21 protein-coding genes and 1 pseudogene are annotated in these 24,489 nt (G+C 51.4%); 10 read left to right on the plus strand and 12 right to left on the minus strand.

Features of this window, described 5'->3' with window-relative positions; genetic code table 11:
- The first annotated feature begins 43 nt into the window (after positions 1 to 43).
- The 3 genes and pseudogenes from HA51_RS10655 to rnd all read left to right on the plus strand — a co-directional run bounded on the left by HA51_RS10655 (position 44) and on the right by rnd (position 3,743).
- A pseudogene (locus HA51_RS10655) lies at positions 44 to 639 on the plus strand (Slp family lipoprotein).
- A 207-nt stretch (positions 640 to 846) separates the two neighbouring features.
- Positions 847 to 2,523: a long-chain-fatty-acid--CoA ligase FadD gene (fadD, locus tag HA51_RS10660; protein ID WP_139810667.1), complete on the plus strand. Its 1,677-nt coding sequence runs from the start codon at positions 847 to 849 to the stop codon at positions 2,521 to 2,523.
- 98 nt (positions 2,524 to 2,621) lie between these two features.
- The gene (gene rnd, locus HA51_RS10665) at positions 2,622 to 3,743 is read left to right on the plus strand and encodes a ribonuclease D (protein WP_084934492.1); all 1,122 of its coding nucleotides are present in this window, start codon (positions 2,622 to 2,624) and stop codon (positions 3,741 to 3,743) included.
- Between the two features lie 55 nt (positions 3,744 to 3,798).
- Here rnd and minE read toward each other — a convergent pair whose 3' ends face one another.
- From minE to minC, 3 genes are read right to left on the minus strand one after another with little or no spacing between them, the layout of a single operon-like run.
- The gene (minE, locus tag HA51_RS10670; RefSeq protein WP_034828741.1) at positions 3,799 to 4,074 is read right to left on the minus strand and encodes a cell division topological specificity factor MinE; all 276 of its coding nucleotides are present in this window, start codon (positions 4,072 to 4,074) and stop codon (positions 3,799 to 3,801) included.
- A gap of 3 nt (positions 4,075 to 4,077) precedes the next feature.
- On the minus strand, positions 4,078 to 4,890 hold the full coding sequence (gene minD / locus HA51_RS10675) for a septum site-determining protein MinD (RefSeq protein WP_084934493.1): 813 nt from the start codon (positions 4,888 to 4,890) through the stop codon (positions 4,078 to 4,080).
- 33 nt (positions 4,891 to 4,923) lie between these two features.
- Complete coding sequence (gene minC / locus HA51_RS10680) at positions 4,924 to 5,634, minus strand: septum site-determining protein MinC (protein ID WP_084934494.1); 711 nt, start codon at positions 5,632 to 5,634, stop codon at positions 4,924 to 4,926.
- 153 nt (positions 5,635 to 5,787) lie between these two features.
- Here minC and HA51_RS10685 point away from each other — a divergent pair, with 153 nt between their 5' ends.
- The 3 genes from HA51_RS10685 (at position 5,788) to HA51_RS10700 (ending at position 7,503) form a co-directional block, all read left to right on the plus strand.
- Positions 5,788 to 6,063, plus strand: a complete 276-nt coding sequence (locus tag HA51_RS10685) for a YcgL domain-containing protein (protein WP_084934495.1) — start codon at positions 5,788 to 5,790, stop codon at positions 6,061 to 6,063.
- A 268-nt stretch (positions 6,064 to 6,331) separates the two neighbouring features.
- Positions 6,332 to 6,991, plus strand: a complete 660-nt coding sequence (locus HA51_RS10695) for a fumarylacetoacetate hydrolase family protein (RefSeq protein WP_084934497.1) — start codon at positions 6,332 to 6,334, stop codon at positions 6,989 to 6,991.
- A gap of 65 nt (positions 6,992 to 7,056) precedes the next feature.
- Positions 7,057 to 7,503 (plus strand): YcgN family cysteine cluster protein, encoded by a 447-nt coding sequence (locus HA51_RS10700; protein ID WP_034828749.1) that lies wholly within the window; start codon positions 7,057 to 7,059, stop codon positions 7,501 to 7,503.
- A gap of 40 nt (positions 7,504 to 7,543) precedes the next feature.
- Here the strand turns inward: HA51_RS10700 and dsbB are convergent, their stop codons facing one another.
- Positions 7,544 to 8,077, minus strand: coding sequence for a disulfide bond formation protein DsbB (dsbB, locus tag HA51_RS10705; protein WP_084934498.1), 534 nt, complete (start codon positions 8,075 to 8,077; stop codon positions 7,544 to 7,546).
- 318 nt (positions 8,078 to 8,395) lie between these two features.
- On the opposite strand from dsbB, the gene fadR reads away from it, so the two are divergent.
- Positions 8,396 to 9,115, plus strand: coding sequence for a fatty acid metabolism transcriptional regulator FadR (gene fadR, locus HA51_RS10710; protein ID WP_084934499.1), 720 nt, complete (start codon positions 8,396 to 8,398; stop codon positions 9,113 to 9,115).
- Positions 9,116 to 9,155: 40 nt separating this feature from the next.
- Here fadR and HA51_RS10715 read toward each other — a convergent pair whose 3' ends face one another.
- On the minus strand, positions 9,156 to 10,691 hold the full coding sequence (locus HA51_RS10715; protein ID WP_084934500.1) for a SpoVR family protein: 1,536 nt from the start codon (positions 10,689 to 10,691) through the stop codon (positions 9,156 to 9,158).
- Positions 10,692 to 11,192: 501 nt separating this feature from the next.
- Here HA51_RS10715 and HA51_RS10720 point away from each other — a divergent pair.
- Positions 11,193 to 12,494: a D-amino acid dehydrogenase gene (locus HA51_RS10720; RefSeq protein WP_084934501.1), complete on the plus strand. Its 1,302-nt coding sequence runs from the start codon at positions 11,193 to 11,195 to the stop codon at positions 12,492 to 12,494.
- Between the two features lie 21 nt (positions 12,495 to 12,515).
- Positions 12,516 to 13,586, plus strand: coding sequence for a catabolic alanine racemase DadX (dadX, locus tag HA51_RS10725; RefSeq protein ID WP_084934502.1), 1,071 nt, complete (start codon positions 12,516 to 12,518; stop codon positions 13,584 to 13,586).
- Here the strand turns inward: dadX and HA51_RS10730 are convergent.
- The 6 genes from HA51_RS10730 to yeaG all read right to left on the minus strand — a co-directional run bounded on the left by HA51_RS10730 (position 13,579) and on the right by yeaG (position 22,303).
- Positions 13,579 to 14,772, minus strand: a complete 1,194-nt coding sequence (locus HA51_RS10730) for a multidrug effflux MFS transporter (RefSeq protein WP_084934503.1) — start codon at positions 14,770 to 14,772, stop codon at positions 13,579 to 13,581. The genes dadX and HA51_RS10730 overlap by 8 nt on opposite strands.
- A gap of 115 nt (positions 14,773 to 14,887) precedes the next feature.
- On the minus strand, positions 14,888 to 16,354 hold the full coding sequence (wbaP, locus tag HA51_RS10735) for an undecaprenyl-phosphate galactose phosphotransferase WbaP (protein ID WP_084934504.1): 1,467 nt from the start codon (positions 16,352 to 16,354) through the stop codon (positions 14,888 to 14,890).
- A gap of 377 nt (positions 16,355 to 16,731) precedes the next feature.
- Positions 16,732 to 16,965, minus strand: coding sequence for a DUF1480 family protein (locus HA51_RS10740; protein WP_084934505.1), 234 nt, complete (start codon positions 16,963 to 16,965; stop codon positions 16,732 to 16,734).
- A 77-nt stretch (positions 16,966 to 17,042) separates the two neighbouring features.
- Complete coding sequence (locus HA51_RS10745; RefSeq protein WP_084934506.1) at positions 17,043 to 18,770, minus strand: potassium/proton antiporter; 1,728 nt, start codon at positions 18,768 to 18,770, stop codon at positions 17,043 to 17,045.
- Positions 18,771 to 19,000: 230 nt separating this feature from the next.
- Positions 19,001 to 20,278 carry a YeaH/YhbH family protein gene (locus tag HA51_RS10750; RefSeq protein ID WP_084934507.1) on the minus strand — a complete coding sequence of 426 codons (1,278 nt, stop codon included), beginning with the start codon at positions 20,276 to 20,278 and terminating at the stop codon, positions 19,001 to 19,003.
- Positions 20,279 to 20,368: 90 nt separating this feature from the next.
- Positions 20,369 to 22,303 (minus strand): protein kinase YeaG, encoded by a 1,935-nt coding sequence (gene yeaG, locus HA51_RS10755; protein ID WP_084934508.1) that lies wholly within the window; start codon positions 22,301 to 22,303, stop codon positions 20,369 to 20,371.
- Positions 22,304 to 22,710: 407 nt separating this feature from the next.
- On the opposite strand from yeaG, the gene HA51_RS10760 reads away from it, so the two are divergent.
- On the plus strand, positions 22,711 to 23,460 hold the full coding sequence (locus HA51_RS10760) for a MipA/OmpV family protein (RefSeq protein WP_084934509.1): 750 nt from the start codon (positions 22,711 to 22,713) through the stop codon (positions 23,458 to 23,460).
- A gap of 125 nt (positions 23,461 to 23,585) precedes the next feature.
- Here the strand turns inward: HA51_RS10760 and HA51_RS10765 are convergent, their stop codons facing one another.
- The gene (locus HA51_RS10765) at positions 23,586 to 24,461 is read right to left on the minus strand and encodes a D-hexose-6-phosphate mutarotase (RefSeq protein ID WP_084934526.1); all 876 of its coding nucleotides are present in this window, start codon (positions 24,459 to 24,461) and stop codon (positions 23,586 to 23,588) included.
- Between the last annotated feature and the right edge of the window lie 28 nt (positions 24,462 to 24,489).

Raw genomic sequence — 24,489 nt, forward strand, 5'->3', positions numbered from 1 at the left:
CGCTAACTGCCCAGTCTAACTGAGAAATAACAGGAGAAGTGCTATGCCAATAAGTCGTAAAGGGATGTCTGGCGCTCTGTTAGCCTGCGCGTTGCTACTCAGCGGTTGCGTTTCGGTGCCAGATTCCATTAAAGGAAGCTCTCAACTTCCACAGCAAGATTTATTACGCGTGATGAATGCGCCGCAGCTGTATGTCGGCCAAGAGTCGCGTTTCGGCGGTAAAGTCGTGAAGGTGACTAATCTCAACGGGTTAACCCGCCTTGAGATTGCCACTCAGCCATTAGATGACAGCGCTCGGCCGCGTTTGGGTGCCGCATCAGTGGGGCGCATATTCGCCGACATTCGTGGTTTTGTCGATCCAGTCGACCTGAACAATCAATACATCACCGTGTTGGGTAATATCAAAGGCACCGAAAAGGTGAAATTGGTAAAGCCAGCTACAACTTCGTGGTAGTGGATGTGCGTGGCTATCAACGCTGGCATCTCACGCAGCAGGTAATGACACCGCCACAACCGATCGACCCGTGGATTTGGTACGGTCCATCGCGCCGTCACCCCGGTTATTGGGGACCGAATCCTTATTGGGGGATGAACATGAATACCGGTCCGTCTCAGGTACAAACTATCCTGACTGAGTAACCCATTATTATTCTATTACGGCCCGGCCGCGGCGCTCGCGACCGGGCTTTTTTATTGGATGCGCAACCGATGCGCGAAATTTAGTGATGTGCTTCGCAACCTGAAAATGCTGAGATAAGCAAACTGGTACAATCAGTTAAAATATTGTTAACAGCACTGATTGCAGAGGCAGCGATGGCTATACAACAAGAATATCGGGGTGATTCTTTGAACAAGGCTTGGCTTAAACGCTATCCAGCAGACGTTCCAGCAGAGATTAATGCGGATCGCTATACCTCTTTGGTTGAGCTTTTCGAGCACGCAGCGCTGCAATATGCCGACCAAACAGCCTTCGTTAATATGGGTCAGCCAATGACCTATCGTGAACTGGACAAGCAAAGTCGGGATTTTGCCGCTTGGCTACAGCAAGGCTTGGGGCTAAAACAAGGCGACCGCGTGGCGCTGATGATGCCCAACCTCCTCCAGTATCCGGTGGCGCTCTTTGGCGTATTACGTGCTGGCATGGTGGTGGTTAATGTTAACCCTCTCTACACCCCGCGAGAACTGAAACATCAGCTGAACGACAGTGGTGCCAGCGCCATTGTGATCGTCTCCAACTTTGCTCATACGTTAGAAAAAGTGGTGGCAGAGACGCCAATCAAACACGTGATGTTGACGCGCATGGGAGACCAACTCGCGCCCATTAAGGCCACGCTGGTCAACTTTGTGGTGAAGTACGTCAAGAAGCTGGTACCGAAATATCATCTGCCGGGCGCCGTGCCCTTCCGCAGTGCCTTGCAGCAGGGCGCGCAAATGGCATATCAACGTCCAACTCTCACCAATGATGACCTGGCTTTCTTGCAATACACCGGCGGAACGACGGGCGTTGCCAAAGGCGCGATGCTGACGCACGGCAATATGCAAGCCAATCTGGAGCAGACCAAAGCCACTTACGGTAAACTGCTGCGTGCAGGTAAAGAGCAAGTTGTTACGGCACTGCCGCTGTACCATATTTTTGCCCTGACCGTTAACTGCCTGCTGTTCCTTGATCTGGGCGGCACCAACCTGTTGATCACTAACCCCCGCGATATTCCTGGTTTCGTGAAGGAGCTCAGCAAGTTCCCCTTCACGGCCATCACTGGCGTCAATACCCTGTTCAATGCGCTTCTGAATGATGCGAATTTCAACAAGCTTGATTTCTCTACGCTGCGTTTATCCGCTGGCGGTGGTATGGCGGTGCAGAAAGCGGTGGCTGAGCGCTGGGAAAAATTGACCGGCCACTATCTGCTGGAAGGGTATGGATTAACGGAGTGTTCACCGCTGGTTTCGGTTAACCCCTATGACATCACTTGTCACACCGGCAGCATCGGTCTTCCTGTACCCTCAACGGATGTCCGCATTGTGGACGATGAAGATAAGGATGTTCCGCCTGGCGAGCCAGGTGAACTCTGCATCCGTGGTCCGCAGGTGATGGTCGGTTACTGGCAACGGCCGGAGGCGACGGAAGAAGTATTGAAAAATGGCTGGCTGCACACCGGTGATGTTGTTACCGTTGATGGTGAAGGCTTTATTCGCATCGTCGATCGTAAGAAAGACATGATTCTGGTGTCGGGCTTTAACGTGTATCCTAACGAAATCGAAGATGTGCTGATGCAGCATCCGAAGGTGCGTGAGGCTGCGGCGATCGGCGTGCCAAGCGATCTCTCCGGTGAGGCGGTGAAAGTTTGCATCGTCAAGAAAGATGCTTCACTCACCAAAGAGGAAGTGCTGGATCATTGCCGCCGTCAGCTGACGGGCTATAAAGTGCCAAAGATTATCGAGTTTCGTGACGACCTGCCCAAGACGAATGTGGGCAAAATCTTGCGCCGCGAATTGCGCGATGAGGCGAAGCGAGAAGGGCAGTAACACGCTCTTCCTCTCAGGTTAACGCCGGCTCAGTCCGGCGTTTTTATTGCTTTTAACATGGAGCGCTGCGCGGAGTTTGCCGCAGCGAGAATGAATACGTGAATTACACTTTGATCGACCAAGATAGTCAGCTGGCAGCCGTTTGCGAACTGGCACGCCAGCATGATGCGGTAGCACTGGATACAGAATTCGTGCGCACGCGTACTTACTATCCGCAGTTGGGCTTAATCCAGCTATTTGATGGTAAACAACTGGTTCTGATCGATCCGCTCAATATTAGCGACTGGACGCCGTTTGTGGCGCTGTTACAAGACAAGAAAGTCACCAAATTCCTGCACGCGGGTGGCGAAGATCTGGAAGTGTTCCTGCATCGTTTCAAATGCCTGCCTGACCCGATGGTCGATACGCAGATTCTGGCAGCCTTTGCTGGGCAACCGCTGTCGTGGGGCTTTGCCTCGATGGTGAATCACTTCAATCAGATCGAACTGGACAAGAGTGAATCCCGCACCGATTGGTTAGCACGCCCGCTGACCGAACGTCAGTGCGATTATGCCGCGGCAGATGTGGCGTACTTGCTTCCCATCGCGCATCAGCTGGTGGAACAAACCCAAGCGGCAGGCAACATGGCGGCCGCGCTCAGTGAATGCGATAACCTGTGCCAGCGTCGTCTTGATGTGTTGCAGCCTGATGAGGCGTGGCGCGATATCACCAACGCATGGCAATTGCGTCCACGGCAATTGGCGGCACTGCAGCGTCTGGCAGCTTGGCGTTTAAACCTCGCCCGTCAGAAAGACATGGCCGTGAACTTTGTGGTGCGCGAAGAGAATCTGTGGAAAGTGGCGCGCTTTATGCCGGGTAGCTTGGGCGAATTAGATCATTTGGGATTGAATGGTCACGAAATCCGTTTCCATGGTAAGGCGATGGTGGCGCTGGTGGCAGAAGCACAGGCGCAGGATGAAGCAACGCTGCCGCAACCGCTGCCGAACCTGATTGATCACCCGCACTACAAGCAGGCGTTTAAAGCAATTAAGGCACTGGTATTGCAGGTCAGTGAAGAGACCGGCTTCAGTCAGGAATTGCTGGCTTCGCGTCGCCAGATCAACCAAGTGCTGAGTGTCTATTGGGGCCTAAAGAGCGGCTGTAGGACACCGGAACTGTTAACCGGCTGGCGTGGTGAGTTACTTCAGGCACGCATCGATGAGATCGTGCAAACGCTGTAAGCATGGCATTTTCCCCTGCGCAACATCGCAGGGGAAAATCATGAACCCGCTTCTATCATTTAGGAACGTCTTCCGTCTCCGTCTCCGGCAATGTGACGTTAAGTTCCAGGATGGAGATATCGTCCCCTTTCTGATCCAGCTGAACGGTCACCATATCCGGGTCAATTTTCACGTACTTACAGATCACTTCCAAAATATCGCGCTTTAACTGCGGCAGATAGTGGGGCTCACTGTCGCCCCTTCTGCGTTCGGCCACGATAATCTGCAGCCTTTCCTTGGCTATATTGGCTGTGTTCTTCTTACGGGATAAAAAGAAATCAAGTAATGCCATTGGTTATCCCCCGAACAGGCGTTTCAGGAAACCCTTCTTCTCTTCTTCAATAAAGCGGAAGGGGCGTTCTTCGCCAAGCAGGCGATCTACGGTATCAGCGTAAGCTTTACCGGCGTCAGAATTAGCGTCGAGGATCACTGGCTCACCTTGGTTAGAAGCGCGCAGCACAGACTGATCTTCTGGAATTACACCCACTAATGGAATACGCAGGATTTCCAGCACGTCTTCCATGCTGAGCATATCGCCACGGGTTACACGGCCCGGGTTATAGCGCGTCAGCAGCAGGTGCTCTTTTACTGGATCCTGGCTGTTCTCCGCACGGCGTGATTTCGACGAGATGATGCCAAGAATTCGGTCGGAGTCACGTACAGAAGAGACTTCCGGGTTAGTGGTTATGATCGCTTCATCGGCGAAATACAGCGCCATCAGGGCACCGGTTTCGATACCTGCCGGTGAATCACACACGATGAAATCAAATTCCATGGTGGCCAAATCGTTCAGCACTTTTTCCACGCCTTCACGGGTCAGTGCATCTTTATCGCGCGTTTGTGATGCGGGCAGAATATAGAGCTGCTCAGTACGCTTATCACGAATCAGCGCCTGGTTCAGTGTGGCATCACCCTGAATCACATTGACGAAATCATAGACCACACGGCGTTCACAGCCCATGATCAGGTCGAGGTTACGCAGACCGATATCAAAATCGATCACGACGGTTTTTTTGCCCTTTTGCGCTAACCCTGTGGCGATGGCCGCGCTGGACGTGGTCTTGCCAACGCCCCCTTTACCCGATGTAACTACAATGATGCGTGCCATAAATGTTGATTTCCTTAACGAAAGAAAAGGGGCCTAATTAAGTGTCTGTATGGTGAGCGCGCCTTCTTTGAGACACAGGCGCGCGGCTTTACCAAAGAATTCCGCCGGGATTTGATCCATCATCCAATATTCACCGGCAATAGAAACCAACTCGGCTGCGAGGTTGGTGCAAAAAATCTGACTATCGCGCTGGCCGCCAACGCCGGCCAGTGCACGTCCGCGCATCATGCCGTAAATATGAATGTTGCCATCTGCCACCAATTCGGCACCGGCGCTGACGCTGTTGGTGACGATAAGATCGGCATTGCGCGCGTAGATTTGCTGGCCTGAACGCACCGGTGTATTGATGATGCGAGTTTTACTGGCGGTTTCAGTCACCGGTGCGGCAACAGGAAGCGGGGCTTCAACCACGGGAGCGTCTACGCGTTTACGATTCTCTTTGCCTTCTGACAGCACGGGCAAACCGGCGCGGGCAATCATTTTTTTCAGAGCTTCATCTTTGCAACCACTAACGCCAACAATGCGTAAACCGGTCGCGATGACGGCTTGCTGCATCTGCTTCCAGTTAATGTCGCCGTTGAGCGCCGAGACATTGAGCACCACTGGGGCATTTTGCAAAAACGCAGGCGCTTGGTCGATTTTGTCCTGCAGTGCCTGACGAATCACCTCGGGTTGCGAATGGTGCAGATGAACGACTGACAGGGTAAAACTGCTTCCCTTGAATTCGATTGGCGTTTGCGACATCTGTCCTGACTCAGTCCTGTTTTACGACCCTAAGATGTACAGCGATAAAATCATCATTAACATCAAACGGTCAATATTCGAAGTTCTGCAAGCATGTTATAGTTACTGCTATATTCAGGCAAGTGACGCCATCGGTTAATTCGAGTAAAAAATATGTTTTGTGTGATCTACAGAAGCCCGCAACGCGACCAGACTTATCTTTATGTTGAAAAAAAAGACGATTTCTCTCGCGTACCGGAAGAGCTGCTGCGCGGCTTTGGTAAACCTAAGCTGGCGATGGTGATATCGCTGGACAAACGCGACAAATTGGCTAATGCCGATATCAATAAAGTTAAGCAAGGATTGAGCGATCAAGGCTATTATTTGCAGATCCCACCACCGGTAGAAAGTCTGCTCAACATTCACCTTGAGCAGGGTAAAAAAGATTAATTCGGATTCATCTGTAAATATAGCCTGTAAAAATCCTCAGTGTTATTTGCATTAATTAATTGCCCGCTTAAAAGCTTTATTGCGGGCATTAAATCAAACTCTGCTTTGCACTTTCTTGTGAACGATTAACGACTTTTGACAATTTCCGCCACGTCTGCAGCCATAAACCCGCTAATATAATCCCCCTCAGATCGTCGCGTTCCGGCGCTGAGCCTGACACATCCGCCAGCATACCTGGCGTCAAACACAACTCAAGCAGGGGAATCACATGTATCAGCATCGTAACTGGCAGGGCGCTTTGTTGGATTATCCCGTCAGCAAAGTGGTTTGCGTAGGCAGCAACTATGCGAAGCATATCAAGGAAATGGGTAGCGCAACGCCGACAGAGCCAGTGGTGTTCATCAAACCCGAAACGGCGGTGTGTGATTTGCGCCAGCCGCTCTCTATTCCTTCCGCCTTTGGTGAAGTGCATCATGAAGTCGAACTGGCAGTCTTGATCGGTTCGACATTGAAGCAAGCCAGCGAAGAGCATGTTGCCAAGGCGATTGCCGGGTACGGCGTTGCGCTGGATCTGACACTGCGTGATGTTCAGGCTGGACTGAAAAAAGCCGGCCAGCCTTGGGAAAAATCCAAAGGATTTGATAACTCTTGCCCATTGTCGGGTTTTATCCCGGTTGCGGAGTTCGGTGGTGATCCACAAAATACGGAGCTGAAGTTGGTCGTGAATGGTGAAGTGCGCCAGCATGGCTCTACTGCCGACATGATCCATAAAATCCTGCCACTGATCGCCTATATGAGCCAGTATTTCACTCTGCGCGCGGGGGATGTCATCCTGACCGGGACGCCTGAAGGCGTGGGTCCGATGCGTTCTGGTGACAAACTTGAAATCTCACTGGCCGGTCACGGTATTAGCACGCGCGTGCTGTAAAACTTGCATCACCGCACCTGAACCTTTATAAGGTGCGGTCTTGTTGCTTAACCCGGACCGCCATCATGACTGAACAACCTTTCTGGCAGACTAAACGCCTTGACCAAATGGACGATGCAGAGTGGGAATCGCTGTGCGACGGCTGTGGTCAGTGCTGCCTGAACAAGTTGCAGGATGCGGACACCGACGAAATTTACTTCACTAACGTTGCCTGTAATCAGCTCAACATCAAAACCTGCCAGTGCCGTAACTATGAGCGCCGGTTTGAGTATGAAGAAGATTGCATCAAGCTCACGCGTGAAAACCTCACCACCTTTAACTGGTTGCCGCGCACCTGCGCGTATCGACTGTTAGGCGAGGGGGGCACGTTACCGGCATGGCACCCATTGGTGGCCGGCTCGAAAAAGGCGATGCATGCACAGCGTATTTCGGTGCGATACATTGCGGTGCGGGAAAGTGAAGTGCGAGACTGGGAAGATCACATTATTGATCGACCGGATCGTAACGGTTGAAGCAAAAACAGGCAGCGATGGCTGCCTGTTTTATTTGTACTTAACGGCCGAACAGATCGCGACGTTTAGGCTTGAAAGGTTGGGCAATCAGCACCAGCACACCGACCAGCAGGTAAGCCGCAAAGATCACGATCATCCACTGCGGCATACTCCAGGTGAGGAATGTCCAGCTACGCTCGGCACAATCTCCACTTGCCACAAACACTGACGGCAACCACTTATCCAGAGGCAGCCAGGTGGGGAAGCGGGCGGCAAAATCACAGGTGACAAACGGATTCGGATGCAGCTGAATGTTCGTGTGTTCGATGGAGAGCGCCAAACCTTTGTAAGCGCTGTACAACCAAATGACGATGGCTGCCCAACGCAGCGGCAGGGATTTCGGTGCAATCGCACCCACAATGCCGGCACCCATTACGCCAAACAGCGCGCAACGTTCATAAATGCACATGACGCAGGGTTTAAGTCCCATGGCGTGTTGAAAGAACAGTGCAACAAGTTCAAAAGCCAGTGCTGTTAGAGCCAACAATAACCATGCTCCGCGACCTCGTGAGCATTGATTTAAATATCGCAACATATTGCTTATCCTGTAGCCGTTAATGCTTGGCAGTGTAAACCAAAAGCGCACCCATGCCAGCCAGGTAATGGGAAAAAATCATGTATAAAAATAACTTAAGCCTGATCCAGGCCAAGTTAAGGGCAGTTTTACGGTATCGGGAGGAAGCCGAGCGGTAACCGCAACGCAAACGAGTGCTTTACTATTACTTTCTGACAAAATCCCTGCTGAATTTTGCGCCAGCGCGCGCTTTTAATCCGTTGTCAGGCTATTTCCGCTATAGCCCCTCTGGTATGATGAGTGCCATTACGACAAAGAAAGCAATGAGAAATAAATGCTATGGTGATTAAGGCGCAAAGCCCCGCAGGATTTGCTGAAGAGTATATTATTGAAAGCATCTGGAACAGTCGCTTTCCGCCGGGGTCGATTCTACCTGCCGAACGTGAGCTTTCTGAACTGATTGGCGTGACACGCACCACGTTGCGTGAAGTTTTACAGCGTCTGGCACGTGATGGCTGGCTGACTATTCAGCATGGTAAACCCACCCGTGTAAACGATTTCTGGGAAACCTCAGGGCTGAATATTCTCGAAACACTTGCCCGTCTCGATCACGATAGCGTGCCGCAGTTGATTGATAATCTGCTTTCTGTGCGTACCAATATCGCCTCCATTTTTATCAGCCGTGCGCTGCGCCATCACCCCGATAAGGCGCGTGAAGTGCTGGAAAACGCATTAAGTGAAGAAGACAAGGCTGATGCCTACACTGAACTGGATTACCGCGTGTTCCGTGGCTTAGCCTTTGCGTCCGGTAACCCGATTTATGGTCTTATTCTGAACGGCCTGAAAGGTCTGTATACCCGGGTGGGACGCCACTATTTCTCCAATCCAGAAGCACGTCACCAGGCTCGCAGTTTCTATCGTCAGTTATTGGATCTGTGTAGTGCGACACCCACGCAGGATCAGATCGTAGATTCAGTGCGTGAATATGGACGTCGTAGCGGTGAGATTTGGCACAGTATGCAGAAGAGCATGCCGGACGATTTAGCCAGCAAGCGATAAAAAGAAAACCGGACCTCAGCAGTCCGGTTTTTTTATCACTCTACAACGCAGGGCCACGCGACGGCGAACGGTCAAGCAGCTCGACACTGCCATCCTCATTCTGTTGCTCAAGAATGACATCGAATCCCCATAAGCGATGTACGTGCTTCAACACTTCGCGGCGGCTCTTATCGAGCGGTGCCCGTTGCTGCGGAACATAGCGCAGGGTTAAAGAACGGTCACCACGCAGGTCAACGTTGTACACCTGAATATTCGGCTCCAGATTACTCAGGTTATATTGCGCCGAAAGCTGCTGACGTATCGCCCGGTATCCGGCTTCGTCATGAATCGCGGCAATTTCCAGGAAGTTATTACGATCGTCATCCATTACCGTGAATAACCGGAAGTCACGCATCACTTTCGGTGACAAGAACTGGCTGATAAAACTCTCATCCTTGAACTCACGCATAGCAAAGTGCAGTGTTTTCAACCAATCGGAACCGGCAATGTCCGGGAACCAGTAGCGATCTTCTTCAGTCGGTGACTGACAAATACGCTTGATATCCTGGAACATGGCAAAGCCCAACGCATAAGGATTGATGCCGTTATACCACTGGCTGTTATAAGGCGGCTGGAACACCACATTGGTGTGGCTGTGCAGGAACTCCATCATAAAGCGTTCCGACACTTTTCCCTCGTCATACAGATGATTAAGGATGGTGTAATGCCAGAAAGTTGCCCAACCTTCATTCATCACCTGGGTCTGTTTCTGCGGATAGAAATACTGGCTGACCTTACGCACGATGCGTAGCACCTCACGCTGCCAGGATTCCAGCAGCGGGGCATTCTTTTCCATAAAGTAGAGCAGGTTCTCTTGTGGCTCTGAAGGGTAGCGCGATGCTTCCACATGCACCGACTCCTTCTCTTTACGCGGCAAGGTACGCCACAGGGTGTTAACCTGGCTTTGCAGATACTCTTCCCGACTCTTTTGCCGCGCTTTCTCTTCCTGTAGCGAGATTTTTTGTGGTCGTTTGTAACGGTCCACACCATAGTTCATCAGCGCATGGCAGGAGTCGAGTAGACGTTCCACTTCCTCTACACCATAGCGCTCTTCACAGTCGGAGATATAGTTGCGGGCAAACAGCAGGTAATCAACGATTGAGCTGGCATCTGTCCAACTGCGGAACAGGTAGTTATTTTTAAAGAAAGAGTTGTGGCCATAACAGGCGTGCGCCATCACCAGCGCTTGCATGGTCATGGTGTTCTCTTCCATTAAATAGGCGATACAAGGGTTGGAGTTGATGACGATTTCATACGCCAGGCCTTGCTGGCCATGCTTGTAGCGTTGCTCAGTCTCGATAAATTTTTTACCGAATGACCAGTGCGCATAGTTGATTGGCATACCTACGCTTGAGTAGGCATCCATCATCTGTTCGGAGGTAATTACTTCAATTTGATGCGGGTAGGTATCAAGCCCATAGCTTTTTGCCACGCGGTCAATTTCTGCCAGATAGACATCGAGTAATTCGAATGTCCAGTCCGGCCCATCACTAAGTCGTTTACTGCTCCGGGTTGGCTCGTCAAAGATTGTCGTCATAGCGCACCTCTGTTTTGCAAGCGGCAGGCAACGGATTGCTACCTGTCACGATCGTTAAAGGCTTCATCCTGAGAAAGACGGCCCAATAAAACTGAGCGAACACTTCAATCATAGTCCACTGTCGCCCATCCGAAACCGGAACTCAAACGAATTCTTTTGGCAGAAAATCATTCAAAAACCTTCGCTTAAGGGTTTGCTCATGACAAATGCGGGATATTGCGATCATTGCAGAATAAAACTCTGTTTATAAGCGCATTGTATGACTGTGGCGCATTCTCCTGAAAAAAGATAAAAGCACTGCGTTGCGCATAATAAATTGCTGATTAATGGCTTTTTAGCATAAAAAATCCTGATCTTTGCGCTACCTCATGATTTATGTGTGCAGAAAGGTGAAAAACATGTGAAATGTATCTGCTGAATGTAAGATTAAAACGAATGTCTGGTTATGCTAGCTCAGGCATTATTAATAGTTGATTATGCTTTTGCCGCGACGAGGGGCTTATGCGCGTAGTGATTCTTGGAAGTGGTGTAGTCGGGGTGGCGAGTGCCTGGTATCTGGCGCAGGCTGGACATGAGGTTACCGTGATTGATCGCCAGCCTGCCGCTGCGCTGGAGACCAGTGCCGGTAACGCCGGACAGATCTCACCAGGCTATGCAGCGCCATGGGCAGCACCGGGGGTGCCGCTAAAGGCGGTTAAATGGATGTTCCAGCGCCATGCCCCTTTGGCCGTTCGTCTTGATGGCAGTCAATTCCAGCTGGAATGGATGTGGAATATGCTGCGTAACTGCGACATGCGTCATTATCAGGAAAATAAAGGCCGTATGGTGCGCATCGCAGAATACAGCCGCGATTGCCTCAAAGCCCTGCGCGCTTCTACCGGTATCGCCTATGAAGGCCGGCAGGGGGGGACGCTGCAATTGTTTCGCACTCAACAGCAGTTTGAAAGTGCCAGTAAAGATATTGCCGTGCTGAAAGAAGCGGGTGTGCCTTATGAATTGCTGGAAGCGCATCAGTTACACAGTGTGGAACCCGCGCTGGCGACCACAGCACACAAACTCACGGGCGGTTTGCGTCTGCCTAATGATGAGACGGGCGACTGCCAACTCTTCACCCAACGCCTGGCCGAGATGGCGGCTGCGGCAGGGGTTACTTTCCGCTACAACACCTCGGTTGACCAGCTGCTGCGTGAAGGTAATCGCATTTACGGCGTGAAGTGTGGCGACGAAGTGATCAAAGCGGATGCATACGTAGTCGCCTTTGGCTCCTATTCGACGGCCTTGCTCAAAGATATCGTATCTATCCCGGTCTATCCCCTGAAAGGCTACTCGCTCACCATTCCTATTAAGAATCCTGAAGCTGCGCCGGTTTCAACTATCCTCGATGAAACCTATAAAGTTGCGGTTACGCGCTTTGACGATCGCATTCGAGTAGGCGGCATGGCGGAAATTGTTGGTTTTAACACCAAACTGACGCCCGCACGACGTGAAACGCTGGAGATGGTCGTCAGCGATCTTTATCCTGAAGGTGGTTTTGTAGAACAGGCCACATTCTGGACTGGATTGCGTCCGATGACGCCAGACGGTACACCGATTGTCGGGCGCACGCCGCTCTCCAATCTCTATCTCAACACCGGTCACGGCACGCTGGGATGGACCATGGCCTGTGGTTCCGGTCAGCTTTTGGCCGATTTGATTTCCGGTCAGAAACCGGCGATTGCCGCAGACGATTTATCGGTGCTGCGCTACCTGCCGGGTTTCGAACCCCATTCGTCGCCGCTGCGGAATGCTAACGCGGCACGTTGAGACCTCAGGGAGAGCACAAGCATGTCACGTCCTACTGGCGCCACGATCAATCAACAGGCGCTGCGACATAATCTGGCGATCGTGCGGCAGGCTGCACCGCAGTCACGTGTGTGGTCTGTGGTAAAAGCCAACGCTTACGGGCACGGTGTGGCTCGCGTATGGCAAAGCCTGGCGCAGACCGATGGTTTTGCGCTGTTGAATATGGAAGAGGCGATCCTGTTACGTGAGCAAGGATGGAAGAAACCTATTCTGCTGCTGGAAGGTTTTTTTCATGCGGAAGATTTAGCCTTAATCGATCGTTACCGTCTCACAACCAGCGTACACAGCAACTGGCAGATTCAGGCGTTGGCCAAAGCCACGCTGTCTGCGCCGATTGATATCTATCTCAAGATCAACAGCGGCATGAACCGCCTGGGCTTTCGTCCCGAGTTGGCGCATGCTGCTTGGCAAAAATTGCGTGCTCTGCCTAATGTTGGCGAGATGACACTTATGGCGCACTTTGCCGATGCGGAAAACCCGGAAGGCCTGATCGAGCCCATGAAGCGCGTGGAACTGGCTGCGGAAGGTCTTAACTGCCCACGTTCGCTCTCAAATTCTGCGGCAACGCTGTGGCATCCAGAAGCCCATTTCGACTGGGTTCGTCCCGGCATCATCCTTTATGGGGCATCGCCGAGTGGTGACTGGCAGGATATTGCCAGTACCGGGTTGCAACCCGTGATGACACTGACCAGTGAGATTATTGGTGTGCAACAGCTCAATGACGGCGACGGTGTCGGCTACGGCTACCGCTATCACGCCTCGGGGGCACAACGCATCGGCATCGTTGCCTGTGGTTATGCCGATGGTTACCCGCGCCATGCTCCAACGGGGACGCCAGTCAGTGTCGATGGCATCCGTACACAAACGTTGGGCGCGATTTCGATGGATATGATGATGATTGACCTTGAACCCTGCCCGCAGGCCGGTATTGGCTCGAAAGTCGAGCTATGGGGGGAGCAGGTGAAAATCGATGAGGTCGCGAAAGCGGCCGGCACGGTGGGCTACGAGCTGATGTGTGCGCTCGCGCCCCGCGTGCCGGTTGAGATTATTTAAGCGCGGTCACACTGCCGTGCATTTTCCTACTGCAGCGCCAGGCGATCAGGGCCAGCGCTGCACCCACTAACATCATTAATGCCAGCGCAGATTTTTCTGCTACAGGTAGCGCGACAATCGCCAAGCTACCGCCCGCGCCACACGCCATCTGAATAAAACCCTGCAGTGCCGCTGCAACGCCGGCTTGCTGTTGATACGGCTCCAGCGCGTAACTGGTGGCTGGACCAACGGTAAAAGCCAGGCCTGCTACGGAGATGGCAACCGGGAACATATACAGCGCCCAATGAGTTTGCCACGCAGAAGGCAACAGATACATGCCCGCTACTAGCAGCAGAGCTCCCATCAGCATCGCGAAAAAGCCCATCGACAGACAGAAAGGACGCCCCGCTTTACGGATGGTCTTATTGACAAACGCACTCACCAACATGATCCAGAATCCGTTGGCCCCGAAGGCAAAGGAGAACTGCAGCGGCGTCAGGCCTCCTTCCGTCATGAGTACATGTGGTGCGAGTGAAACGTAGGTCAATACCATGCCCAGTGCACCCGCATTGGCGAATGCAAAGGCGAGAAAGCGAGGTTCACGTGCGATGGCGGCATACTGTGCCAGAGGTAAACCTTTGACACGCAGCGTGTCCGCTGGGCGTGTTTCCGGTAGGAAAAACACCACAATGACGCCAATCACGGCGGCATAGCCACACAGGAACCAGAAGGGGGCACGCCAGCCGTAGGCTTCAGCGAGAATACCGCCAAGCAGTGGTGCTAATGCAGGCACAATATTTAAGGCTCCGTTCAGGAAGCCATAAGCACGCGCAGCTTCGTCACCGCTAAGCCGGTCGCGGACGCCACTGAAGGCAACCACCGCCGTGCAACATACGGCGCAGCCTTGGATTAAGCGTGCGAGGAAAAACACTGGCCACAGGGTGGCTGTTGCCGCCACGGCGCTGCCGATGATATAGAGCCCCAAGCCAATTAACGCGATTGGCTTACGACCATAATTATCGACCAAGGGACCCGTCACCAGTTGACCGATGCCCATCACCAGTAAAAACAGTGGGATTGTGGTCTGGATCACACTCACCGGGCTGTTGAGGCCTTCAGCGATTTGTGGGAGGGTCGGGAGGTAGAGATCGATGCCGAGAGGTGCCAGCAGCACCAAGCTTAAAAGCAGCAGGGTAAATTTTTGCATTACGAACCAGAAACGTCCTGTTAAACAAGCGGGAAGGGTAATGACTTAGCGCGGAAAAGGAAAGGAATAAAAAAGGCGATGTCTGCCGGTCGAGCACAGCATCGCCATGAGAGTATTAGTAAGCGCCGTCGCGACGTAAAACGACACCTGCGGTCTTAAACAGAATGGCGATGTCGGTCCATAAGGCCCAGTTCTTCACATACCAGGAATCAAAGTAAACGCGCGTATCGTAGTCGATATCATTACGACCGCTGACTTGCCACAGCCCGGTCATACCCGGTTTCGCCATCAGGTAATAATCCACATCGCCCGCATAGCGCTCCAACTCGGCTTCAATGACCGGTCGTGGTCCCACCAGACTCATCTCACCGCGAATCACGTTCCATAACTGAGGTAGTTCATCGAGGCTGGTTTTACGCAGGAAATTACCAATTTTGGTGACGCGCGGATCGTTCTTCAGTTTGAAATCACGGTCCCACTCGGCGCGAGCTTCTTCGCTGGTAGCCAGTAATTTTTGCAGCACTTCCTGCGAGTTAGTTACCATGGAGCGGAATTTCAGGCACTTGAATTTCTCGCCATCCTGTCCAACGCGCTCGTGGCCGTAAATGGCATTGCCGCCGTCGCGTTTCACCATGGCACACAGCAGGCCAAACACCGGTGCAAGGAACAGCAGCAGCAGGGATGCCACAACAATATCAAAGGTACGCTTGAGGAAGCGGGAAGAACGTTTTGCCAGATTGTTACTGACCCGCAGAATCATCACTTCATGGCTGAAGATGAACGACATATCTGTGCCATACAAGGGAACACCGCGCAGCGTAGGGATCACGGAAATCGAACGACACTTCATCTTGGACAGGAACTTCAACCACTTGTCACGGACAACCTGCTGCTCAAATTCGGTAGCCACGATAAATTGCGTATTGTCGCGGTCCATGGTTTGCCAGTTAATATCTTTCCAGGTTACCACGGGGACGCCATTCACGTTTTCCGGCTGATGTTCGTCATCCAGTGAAATAAACGCCTGCACGTTATATCCGAGAATTTCTTCACTCTGGAGCGCAGCATAAGCTTCCATCGCGTTCTTACCAGAACCAATGATAATGGTCTCTTTCTGCCATTGACCCGCACGGTTAATGGCACGCTTCACCACGGCACGCATCAGCGGCAGCAGTAGCAGGGCGTAAGTCCAGCTAAATACCCAGACCATGCGTGAGAAGTCCCATTTGGAGAACGCGATCAGCGCCAAATCCAAAAGGGAAAACACGAACAAGGTTTTAACAATCTCTTTTAATTCAAACCAAAACGGCTTGCGGTAAGTGTAATGACGCATGCGCACCCAAAACCAAGCGGTGCAAAGTACAGAAAGGCCAAGCTGCGCAATAAAACGATATTCGATCTGCTGCGGCGGGATAAAAGTGTCCAGTTCTCCCCAAATACCCTGAACGGTTGCGGCAGATAAGAATAACGCCAGATTAAGAGCAATGAGATCGGAGAAACTAAGGGCGACTTTTGCGATGAGATTTTTTCGCAATCCGCTCCATGAACGGGTTGCATCATTCATTACCAATGTACTTGCCATAAAACCTGCTCTCTTTTCTTAAGTAAAAGATGGCCTGACCAGAATCAAGTACGCGCTCAGGAGTAATCCACTAAAAGCAGAAAAAAATGATTATTCAGTGAGATATAAATAAGTGCTGCCATAAGCGCTGCACGGGAAGGACCGTTTAAGACGTGATAAACGTCACAAAAAGCTGCAGCAACGTTTAAGAGTATGCAGGAGTTATTTGACGGAGTTAATATGGAAATAGTCCTAAAAGGAAATAAATGCTTAAAGAAATAATGAGCTAGCGAATTGAATTCTAAGGTTAAAAGTAAAAAATCAGGAGATATAGCGCTTCATTTTAAGCCTGCTTTTAGGAATTACCGCCATACGAAGCGGATGGCGGTGTGGAAATATCAGGCGGGTTTTTTTAATACCCAGCGGTCTTGCTGTTTATCATAATGTCCGATTTGCAGATCCACAGGTTCTCCATCGATCCACGCCGGTACACTGGTTTCATGATCCCAGCCGTCGAGTTGGTAACTCAGGCCGGGGTTGGTATTACAGGGAATGCTGACGGTCTCGAGTTTGTCAGCATTCAACTCTGCATCAATGATCTCGTAACGACCAATCTTCACTACGTGTCCCATTCATCTCTCCCGTTTGAGCTGGGTGTAATAGTGATCATAGTCGTTGATACGCAGTTTTGGTGGTTTGAGGACTCGGATTACTCTTTGTCTTCCATTACACGAACCCCAATTTTGACGATCTGGTTGTCTTCTTTTTCCGCTACCGTCCAGGTCAGTTGGTTCCACTCTACCTGGTCACCCACCACTGGCGTGCTGCCGAGTAAACCCATAACCAGCTGGCCCAGTGACTGCTGATCGTTAGTCGCTTCATCCAGCTCCAGGCCGTAAATTTGGGCGACATCACGCAACCGCGCATCGGCATCAAGAATAAAGTCGCCGAAGAAACGTTGGTCGAGTGCAACGGGCGGTGATTGGCTAAACATTTTGCCAAGTGCGGGTAAATCACGCTCGCGACCAATCACACACAGCACATCGCCCTCTTTAAGCCGCGTGTTGCCATTCGGATGCATCAGCGCATTGTCACGGAACAGGGCAGCGATACGCGTCTCGCGCGGCATTTGCAGGTCTCGCAGTGCAGCACCCACGCACCATTTATCAGCACCGAGTTGATATACGAACTGTTCCCATGGGTTCTCCGGATGGATATCCAGGCCGACGCGGCTGATCGGCGATGCGGTGGGTGGCACCACCACTTTTGCACGTTTGGCGGCATAACCCAGCGACGTGCCTTGCAACATCAGTGAGACTAACACCACGAAGAACGCGATATTGAAATAGAGCTTGGAGTTTTCCAGACCGGCCATCATAGGGAAAACGGCGAGGATAATCGGCACCGCCCCGCGTAAACCTACCCAGCTGATAAAAATGCGCTCGCGACCGGTAAACCCTTTAAACGGCAACAGACCGACCAGAATAGACAGTGGCCGCGCCACCAGAATCAGCCACAGAGACAAAATCATCGCAGGCACCGCGATGTGCCACAAATCAGAAGGCGTGACCAGCAAGCCGAGCACAATAAACATGCCGATTTGGCTGAGCCATGCCATGCCGTCGAAGGTTTGCAAAATACCGTGACGGTTGCGAATCGGGCTGTTGCCGAGCAAGAAGCCGCACAGGTAGACCGCCAGAATACCGCTGCCTTCCATCACCGTGGTGAGTGCAAAGACAATGATGCCACCGCTCACCGCCAGCAGAGGATATAAACCCTGTGCCAGGTTAATACGGTTAATCAGCTGTTGTAATGCCCAGCCGCCGCCCAGCCCTAACACGATGCCGAGGCCAAATTGTTGAACTAAGTGCACCACAAACATCCAGCTTAAGCCCGACTGGCCCTGCTGAATCATGTCGATCAACGTGATGGTCAGAAACACTGCCATGGGGTCGTTGCTACCGGATTCGATCTCCAGCGTGGAGCTCACACGTTCATTCAGGCCTTTATCGCCAAGGAGTGAAAACACGGCTGCGGCATCGGTAGAGCCAATGATCGCGCCAATCAGAAAACCTTGCATTAAATCCAGCTTGAACAGCCAAGCCGCGGCCACACCGGTTAAACCTGCCGTGATCATTACGCCTACGGTGGCTAAGGATAAAGCCGGCCCAAGTGCAACCTTGAACGAGCTGGCTTTGGTGCGCATCCCGCCATCCAGCAAAATGATGGCCAGTGCAAGGTTGGAAACCAGATAGGCAACGGGATAGTTATCAAAGGCGATGCCACCAATACCATCAACACCCGCTAACATGCCCAATGCCAGGAAGATGACCAGGATAGGAATTCCCAGACGTGACGAGAAGGAGCTCAAAAGAATACTTGCTGCAACCAGCACGGAACCAATTATAAAGACACTGTAAATCATGCTGGCATTCAACGGCGTTCTCCTGCAGAAATGAACGAATTTGACGAAGTGCGGGGATTCACACAGACAAGATGAAAAGATAATGCCTTATCAATAGCTTGTCAGCGGTTAATTACACATTTTTTCAATCTACGGAGCACTATCCCATAGATGGCCAAATTAGTGTGAAAAAACAGCGGGTGATTTAGATAAATGAGAGGCGGTGCGGAAAAGAAAAAGCCGGTCATAGACCGGCTTGATAGTCAGGCATCAGCAACCTGTTTGTGGAAAAGTTCCCTAAATACTGGGTAGATGTCTTCAGGCTCGCGGATGTGCTGAATCGCGAAGTTATCAAATATCGCCTGCAGATGCTCATACTCACGCCATAGCGTCTGATGCGCCCGGCGCGTGATTTCGATGTAGCTGTAGTAACGTACTACCGGCAAAATATGTTTCGCCAAGATCTCGTGGCACAGTGGGGAATCGTCAGCCCAGTTGTCGCCATCCGATGCTTGTGCAGCGTAAATATTCCATTGAGCCGGGTCATAGCGCTCTTTTACCACCTCATCCATCAACTTCAGGGCACTGGAGACAATGGTGCCGCCGGTTTCCTGCGAGTAGAAGAACTCCTGCTCATCAACTTCTTTTGCTTGCGTGTGGTGGCGAATGTAAACCACCTCAACATTTTTATACGTTCGGCTCAGGAACAGATAGAGCAGAATATAAAAACGTTTAGCCATGTCTTTGGTGGCTTGGTCCATTGAACCGGATACGTCCATCAGGCAGAACATGACCGCCTGGCTAGAAGGCTCAGGTCGTTTCTCAAAGTTTTTATAGCGCAGGTCAAAAGTATCGATAAACGGCACACGTTCAATACGTGCCCGCAATTCTGCGATCTCTTTACGCAGGCGCTCCTCTTCCAGCAGTTGCGCGGGTTCGCTGTTTTCGACTTCAGTCAGCGTCGCTTCCAGCTCATGAAGCATACGACGCTTACCTGCAGTCATCGCAGTACGACGTGCCAGCGAGTTTTGCAGCGAGCGCACCACACTGATATTGGCCGGCACCCCGTTCGAGGTGAAGCCCGCGCGGTGCGTTTTATATTCATTCAATTGCCGATGCTGATTTTTACGCAAATTAGGCAATGCCAAATCTTCAAACAACAAATCAAGGTATTCGTCTTTCGAGATTTGGAATGAAAATTCGTCCTGACCCTCACCATCCTGGCTAGCGTTGCCTTGGCCGCTGCCACCGCCGCCGCCGCCACCTTGAGGGCGTTCAATGCGATCGTTCTGCACAAAATGGTCGTTTCCAGGATGAACACGATGTCGACTGCCGCCGCGTCCCTGATGGAAACTCGGTTCATTAATGTCATCAATGGGAATCGAGACCGATTCGCCGCTCTCCACGTCGGTGACCGAACGCTTGTTGATGGCCTCGGAGATCGACTGCTTGATTTGCGACTTGTAACGGCGCAAGAAGCGCTGTCGGTTGACCGCACTTTTGTTTTTACCGTTCAGACGCCGATCGATGAAATAGGCCATAAAACTCCCCCAAACTACAGTGCAAGCCAGGCCGGAAAATGCCGGCCTCCTGTTGCGGCGCCGCAGCGCCGCGTAGCTTACAGGTAACGATTATGACGATTTACGCACGCGCAAATACCATTCGCACAGCAGACGTACCTGCTTGCGGGTATAGCCTTTCTCCATCATGCGATCGACAAAATCATCGTGTTTTTTCTGTTCGTCCGTTGAGGTCTTGGTGTTAAACGAAATCACCGGCAGCAACTCTTCGGTATTGGAGAACATTTTCTTCTCGATAACCGTGCGCAGTTTTTCGTAGCTGGTCCAGTTCGGATTGCGCCCACTATTCTGTGCACGGGTACGCAGCACAAAGTTGACGATCTCGTTACGGAAATCTTTCGGGTTACTGATCCCGGCAGGTTTCTCGATTTTTTCCAGCTCGGCGTTCAGTGATTCGCGGTCAAACAGCTGGCCGGTGTCGGGATCGCGATACTCCTGATCCTGAATCCAGAAGTCAGCATAGGTCACATAGCGGTCAAAGATGTTCTGACCATATTCAGAGTAGGATTCCAGATAAGCCGTCTGAATCTCTTTGCCAATAAACTCGGCATACTTCGGAATCAGATAACCCTTCAGATGCTCAAGATATTTTTCAGCCAGATCTTGTGGGAACTGTTCGCGTTCAATTTGTTGCTCCAGTACGTAGAAGAGGTGCACTGGGTTGGCCGCCACTTCGGCATGGTCAAAGTTGAACACGCGCGACAGGATCTTAAAGGCAAAACGGGTTGAAAGGCCATTCATGCCCTCATCCACCCCAGCGTAATCGTGATACTCCTGCCAGGATTTGGCTTTAGGGTCAGTGTCTTTCAGGCTTTCACCGTCATACACGCGCATTTTGGAGTAAATGCTGGAGTTTTCCGGATCTTTCAAACGTGACAAGATCGAGAAGCGAGCCAAGGTTTCCAGCGTGCCTGGGGCGCATGGTGCAGTGGTCAACTCACTGTGATTCAACAGTTTGTCGTAAATCTTGATCTCCTCGGACACGCGCAAGCAGTAAGGCACTTTGACAATGTAAACGCGGTCAAGGAAGGCTTCGTTGTTCTTGTTGTTACGGAATGTCACCCACTCTGATTCATTCGAGTGCGCAAGGATGATGCCGTTAAACGGTAGGGCGGAAATCCCCTCAGTCCCGTTATAGTTACCTTCCTGCGTAGCGGTCAACAGAGGATGCAGCACCTTGATGGGTGCTTTGAACATCTCAACGAATTCCATGATGCCTTGGTTGGCGCGGCACAGTGCACCAGAGTAGCCGTAAGCGTCAGGATCGTTCTGAGCATGGTTTTCCAGTTTACGGATATCCACTTTACCCACCAACGCAGAGATATCCTGGTTGTTCTCATCACCCGGTTCAGTCTTGGCAATTGCAACCTGTTCGAGGATGGAAGGCCAGACCTTCACCACTTTGAAGCGAGTAATATCGCCGCCAAAATCGTGCAGGCGTTTGGCGGCCCACGGCGACATGATGGTGCCCAAGTAACGACGCGGTACGCCATACTCTTTTTCCAAAATATTGGCGTCTTCCTGTGGGTTGAACAGGCAAAGAGGATGGTCGTTCACCGGGCTACGTTCGCCATCGGCACTGAGCACGTAAATAGGTACGCGCTGCATCAGAGCTTTTAGACGTTCGGCAAGGGAAGACTTACCGCCACCGACCGGCCCCAATAAATAGAGAATTTGTTTCTTCTCTTCCAAGCCTTGCGCAGCATGTTTTAGGTAAGAGACGATCTGTTCAATCGCTTCCTCCATACCGTAAAACTCTTCGAAAGCGGGGTAGCGTCCCATGACGCGATTCGAGAAGATTCTGGAAAGGCGTGGCTCCTGCGCCGTGTCAACCATCACCGGCTCACCGATAGCCATCAATAGTCGCTCTGCAGCGTTGGCGTATGCACTGCGATCCTGCTTACAGATAGCGAGGAATTCCTGCAATGAGAACTCTTCATCCTTGGCAGCTTCATAACGCTGACGATAGTGATCGAATATATTCATAGCGATGCCCGTCCTTTCGTTTTTAGCACAGGTAAAGGAGCGAAATTAGATACGTTTGCAGCTCCCGGAAGATATTCTTTATTGAGTACAGCAACCCTTATGCCAACCTGACGTTTTTTTATCGGGATACACAATTCTTATGGTTACTCTGCTCGTACAAAAAGTCTCGTCTTACTTTTAACTGTAGAAGGCATTCAGAAAACCTGCAGCCACATTTCTCCTTATTTAGCGATATATCAATAACAAAGTCTCATAAGCGCTAAGGCAATCCGCCATTGCTGGCTGTGCGAGGAAACACCTGAGACAATTCCGTTGGGCTGATAAACATCCCTGATTTAACGTTAACGCAAAGGCAAAATTTAGTTAGACTCTGCGTGTGATTGTTATATTTATGGACTGAATAAATTGTGAACCATTTCAAACTTAAAGCTGTTGCTCTGATTGTTCCTTGTTATTTTGCGGCGTTCAGCACTCATGCAGAACCCTTATCTCTTGGGGCTTCGGTTATTTATGCCCAGTCGCCGTATCGCGGTGGCCAGGACCGCTATCTGCCGATTCCTGTCATTAACTATGAAGGTGAGAATTTCTGGTTCCGCAGTCTGCAGGGCGGCTACTATCTGTGGAAAGATCCGCAAAATCAGCTGTCGTTGACGGTGCTGGGTTCGCCGCAGCAGTACGATCCTAAGGACAACGATCTCGGTGATATGAAGGCGCTGGATAAGCGACGTATGACGTTGATGGCAGGTGCGAGCTATCGTCACGTTGCAGATTGGGGCATTGTCCGCACCGCGCTACTTGGGGATGTGCTAAATAACAGCAACGGCATCATCTGGGATCTCACCTATTTGTATCGTTTCGATTTTGGCGCATTCAGCCTGACACCGGGCATCGGTGCGATGTGGAACAGCGCCAATCAGAACCGCTATTACTACGGTGTTTCATCGCATGAGAGTGCCAGAACCGGCATCGCGCAGTATCAGCCGGATGACAGCTGGTCTCCTTATGTTGAAATGAATGCCAGCTATCAGATCAGTGATAGCTGGAACGCCAGTCTGTCAGGCCGCTACACTCGATTTGATACTGAGATCAAAGACAGCCCAATGGTAGATAAAAGCGGCCAGTTCACTGTCTGGACCGGGGTCAGCTATAGCTTCTAATGATTTGAAAAAACGCCTCGCAACGAGGCGTTTTTTTTTTTACATTGCACCATTATTACGCCCCGCCATGGCGCAACTGGAGGCGATATGAAAACTATTGCAGCGGCGCGGGTGCGCCGATGAACTTATTTATTGCGTACGCGCAACGTGGTGCCCAAGCGGGCAGGTGATTCACCCGCGCTTTTCATCGGTGTATTGATACGTGCCGTTTCTACGCAAACCATGGTTTTATAGCCTTCATTCGGCATATCCGCCATGCTGCATGACAGCTCCGGGCCGGGATTCCAAGTGACAACGTCACTTTGATAGTGATGATAAACTTCAATCTGGCGTTTGCCGCCTTTGTCGTGGATAACACTGCAATCTTCTGCTGCGGTGTGAATACGGTCCACTCGGTCAGGATAGGTTTGCTTACCATCAGATGAGCTGCCCGTCGCATTCGCATTCACCTTATCGATGAAGCTGTTCCCTAAACCGCTGACTTCAACCTGTGCGATATCTGCAATGTGGAAGTAAGTGTGTAACGCCGCGGTGGCCTCATAATCGCCCCAAGCTTCAAGCTCGATTTCACAATGTTCGGCAATGCGGAAACGGGCGAGCAGGGTGAAATCATGTGGCCACAGTTTTTTTGTCTGCGCATTGCTTTCAAGGGTGAAGGTGAGCATCACAGCGTCTTCGTTTTCATCATGGGCGGTGAGTGTCCATGGCTGATTGCGGGCAAAACCATGAGCCGGCTCACCGGCGGGACCAAACCACGGCCAGCAAATGGGCACGCCTCCACGAATAGCTTTACCGGCAGCAAACGGCGTCTTTTCACTGAGCCATATCACGGGCTGCTGGCCGCTAGGTTGCCATGCCAGCAAATGCGCGCCTTGCAAAGCAATTGCCGCACGCACCTTAGGGTGGCTGATCACCACAATTGGCAGATCGCCCATCTGGCGCTGTGAAAGGTAAGGGGTGATCTGATTGATCACCGGCAAACTATAGAGCGTATCTTGCATCGTCAGACCTTCTTCTTCCAAATGAAAA

The sequence above is a fragment of the Pantoea rwandensis genome, from assembly GCF_002095475.1.
Taxonomy (GTDB): Bacteria; Pseudomonadota; Gammaproteobacteria; order Enterobacterales; family Enterobacteriaceae; genus Pantoea; species Pantoea rwandensis.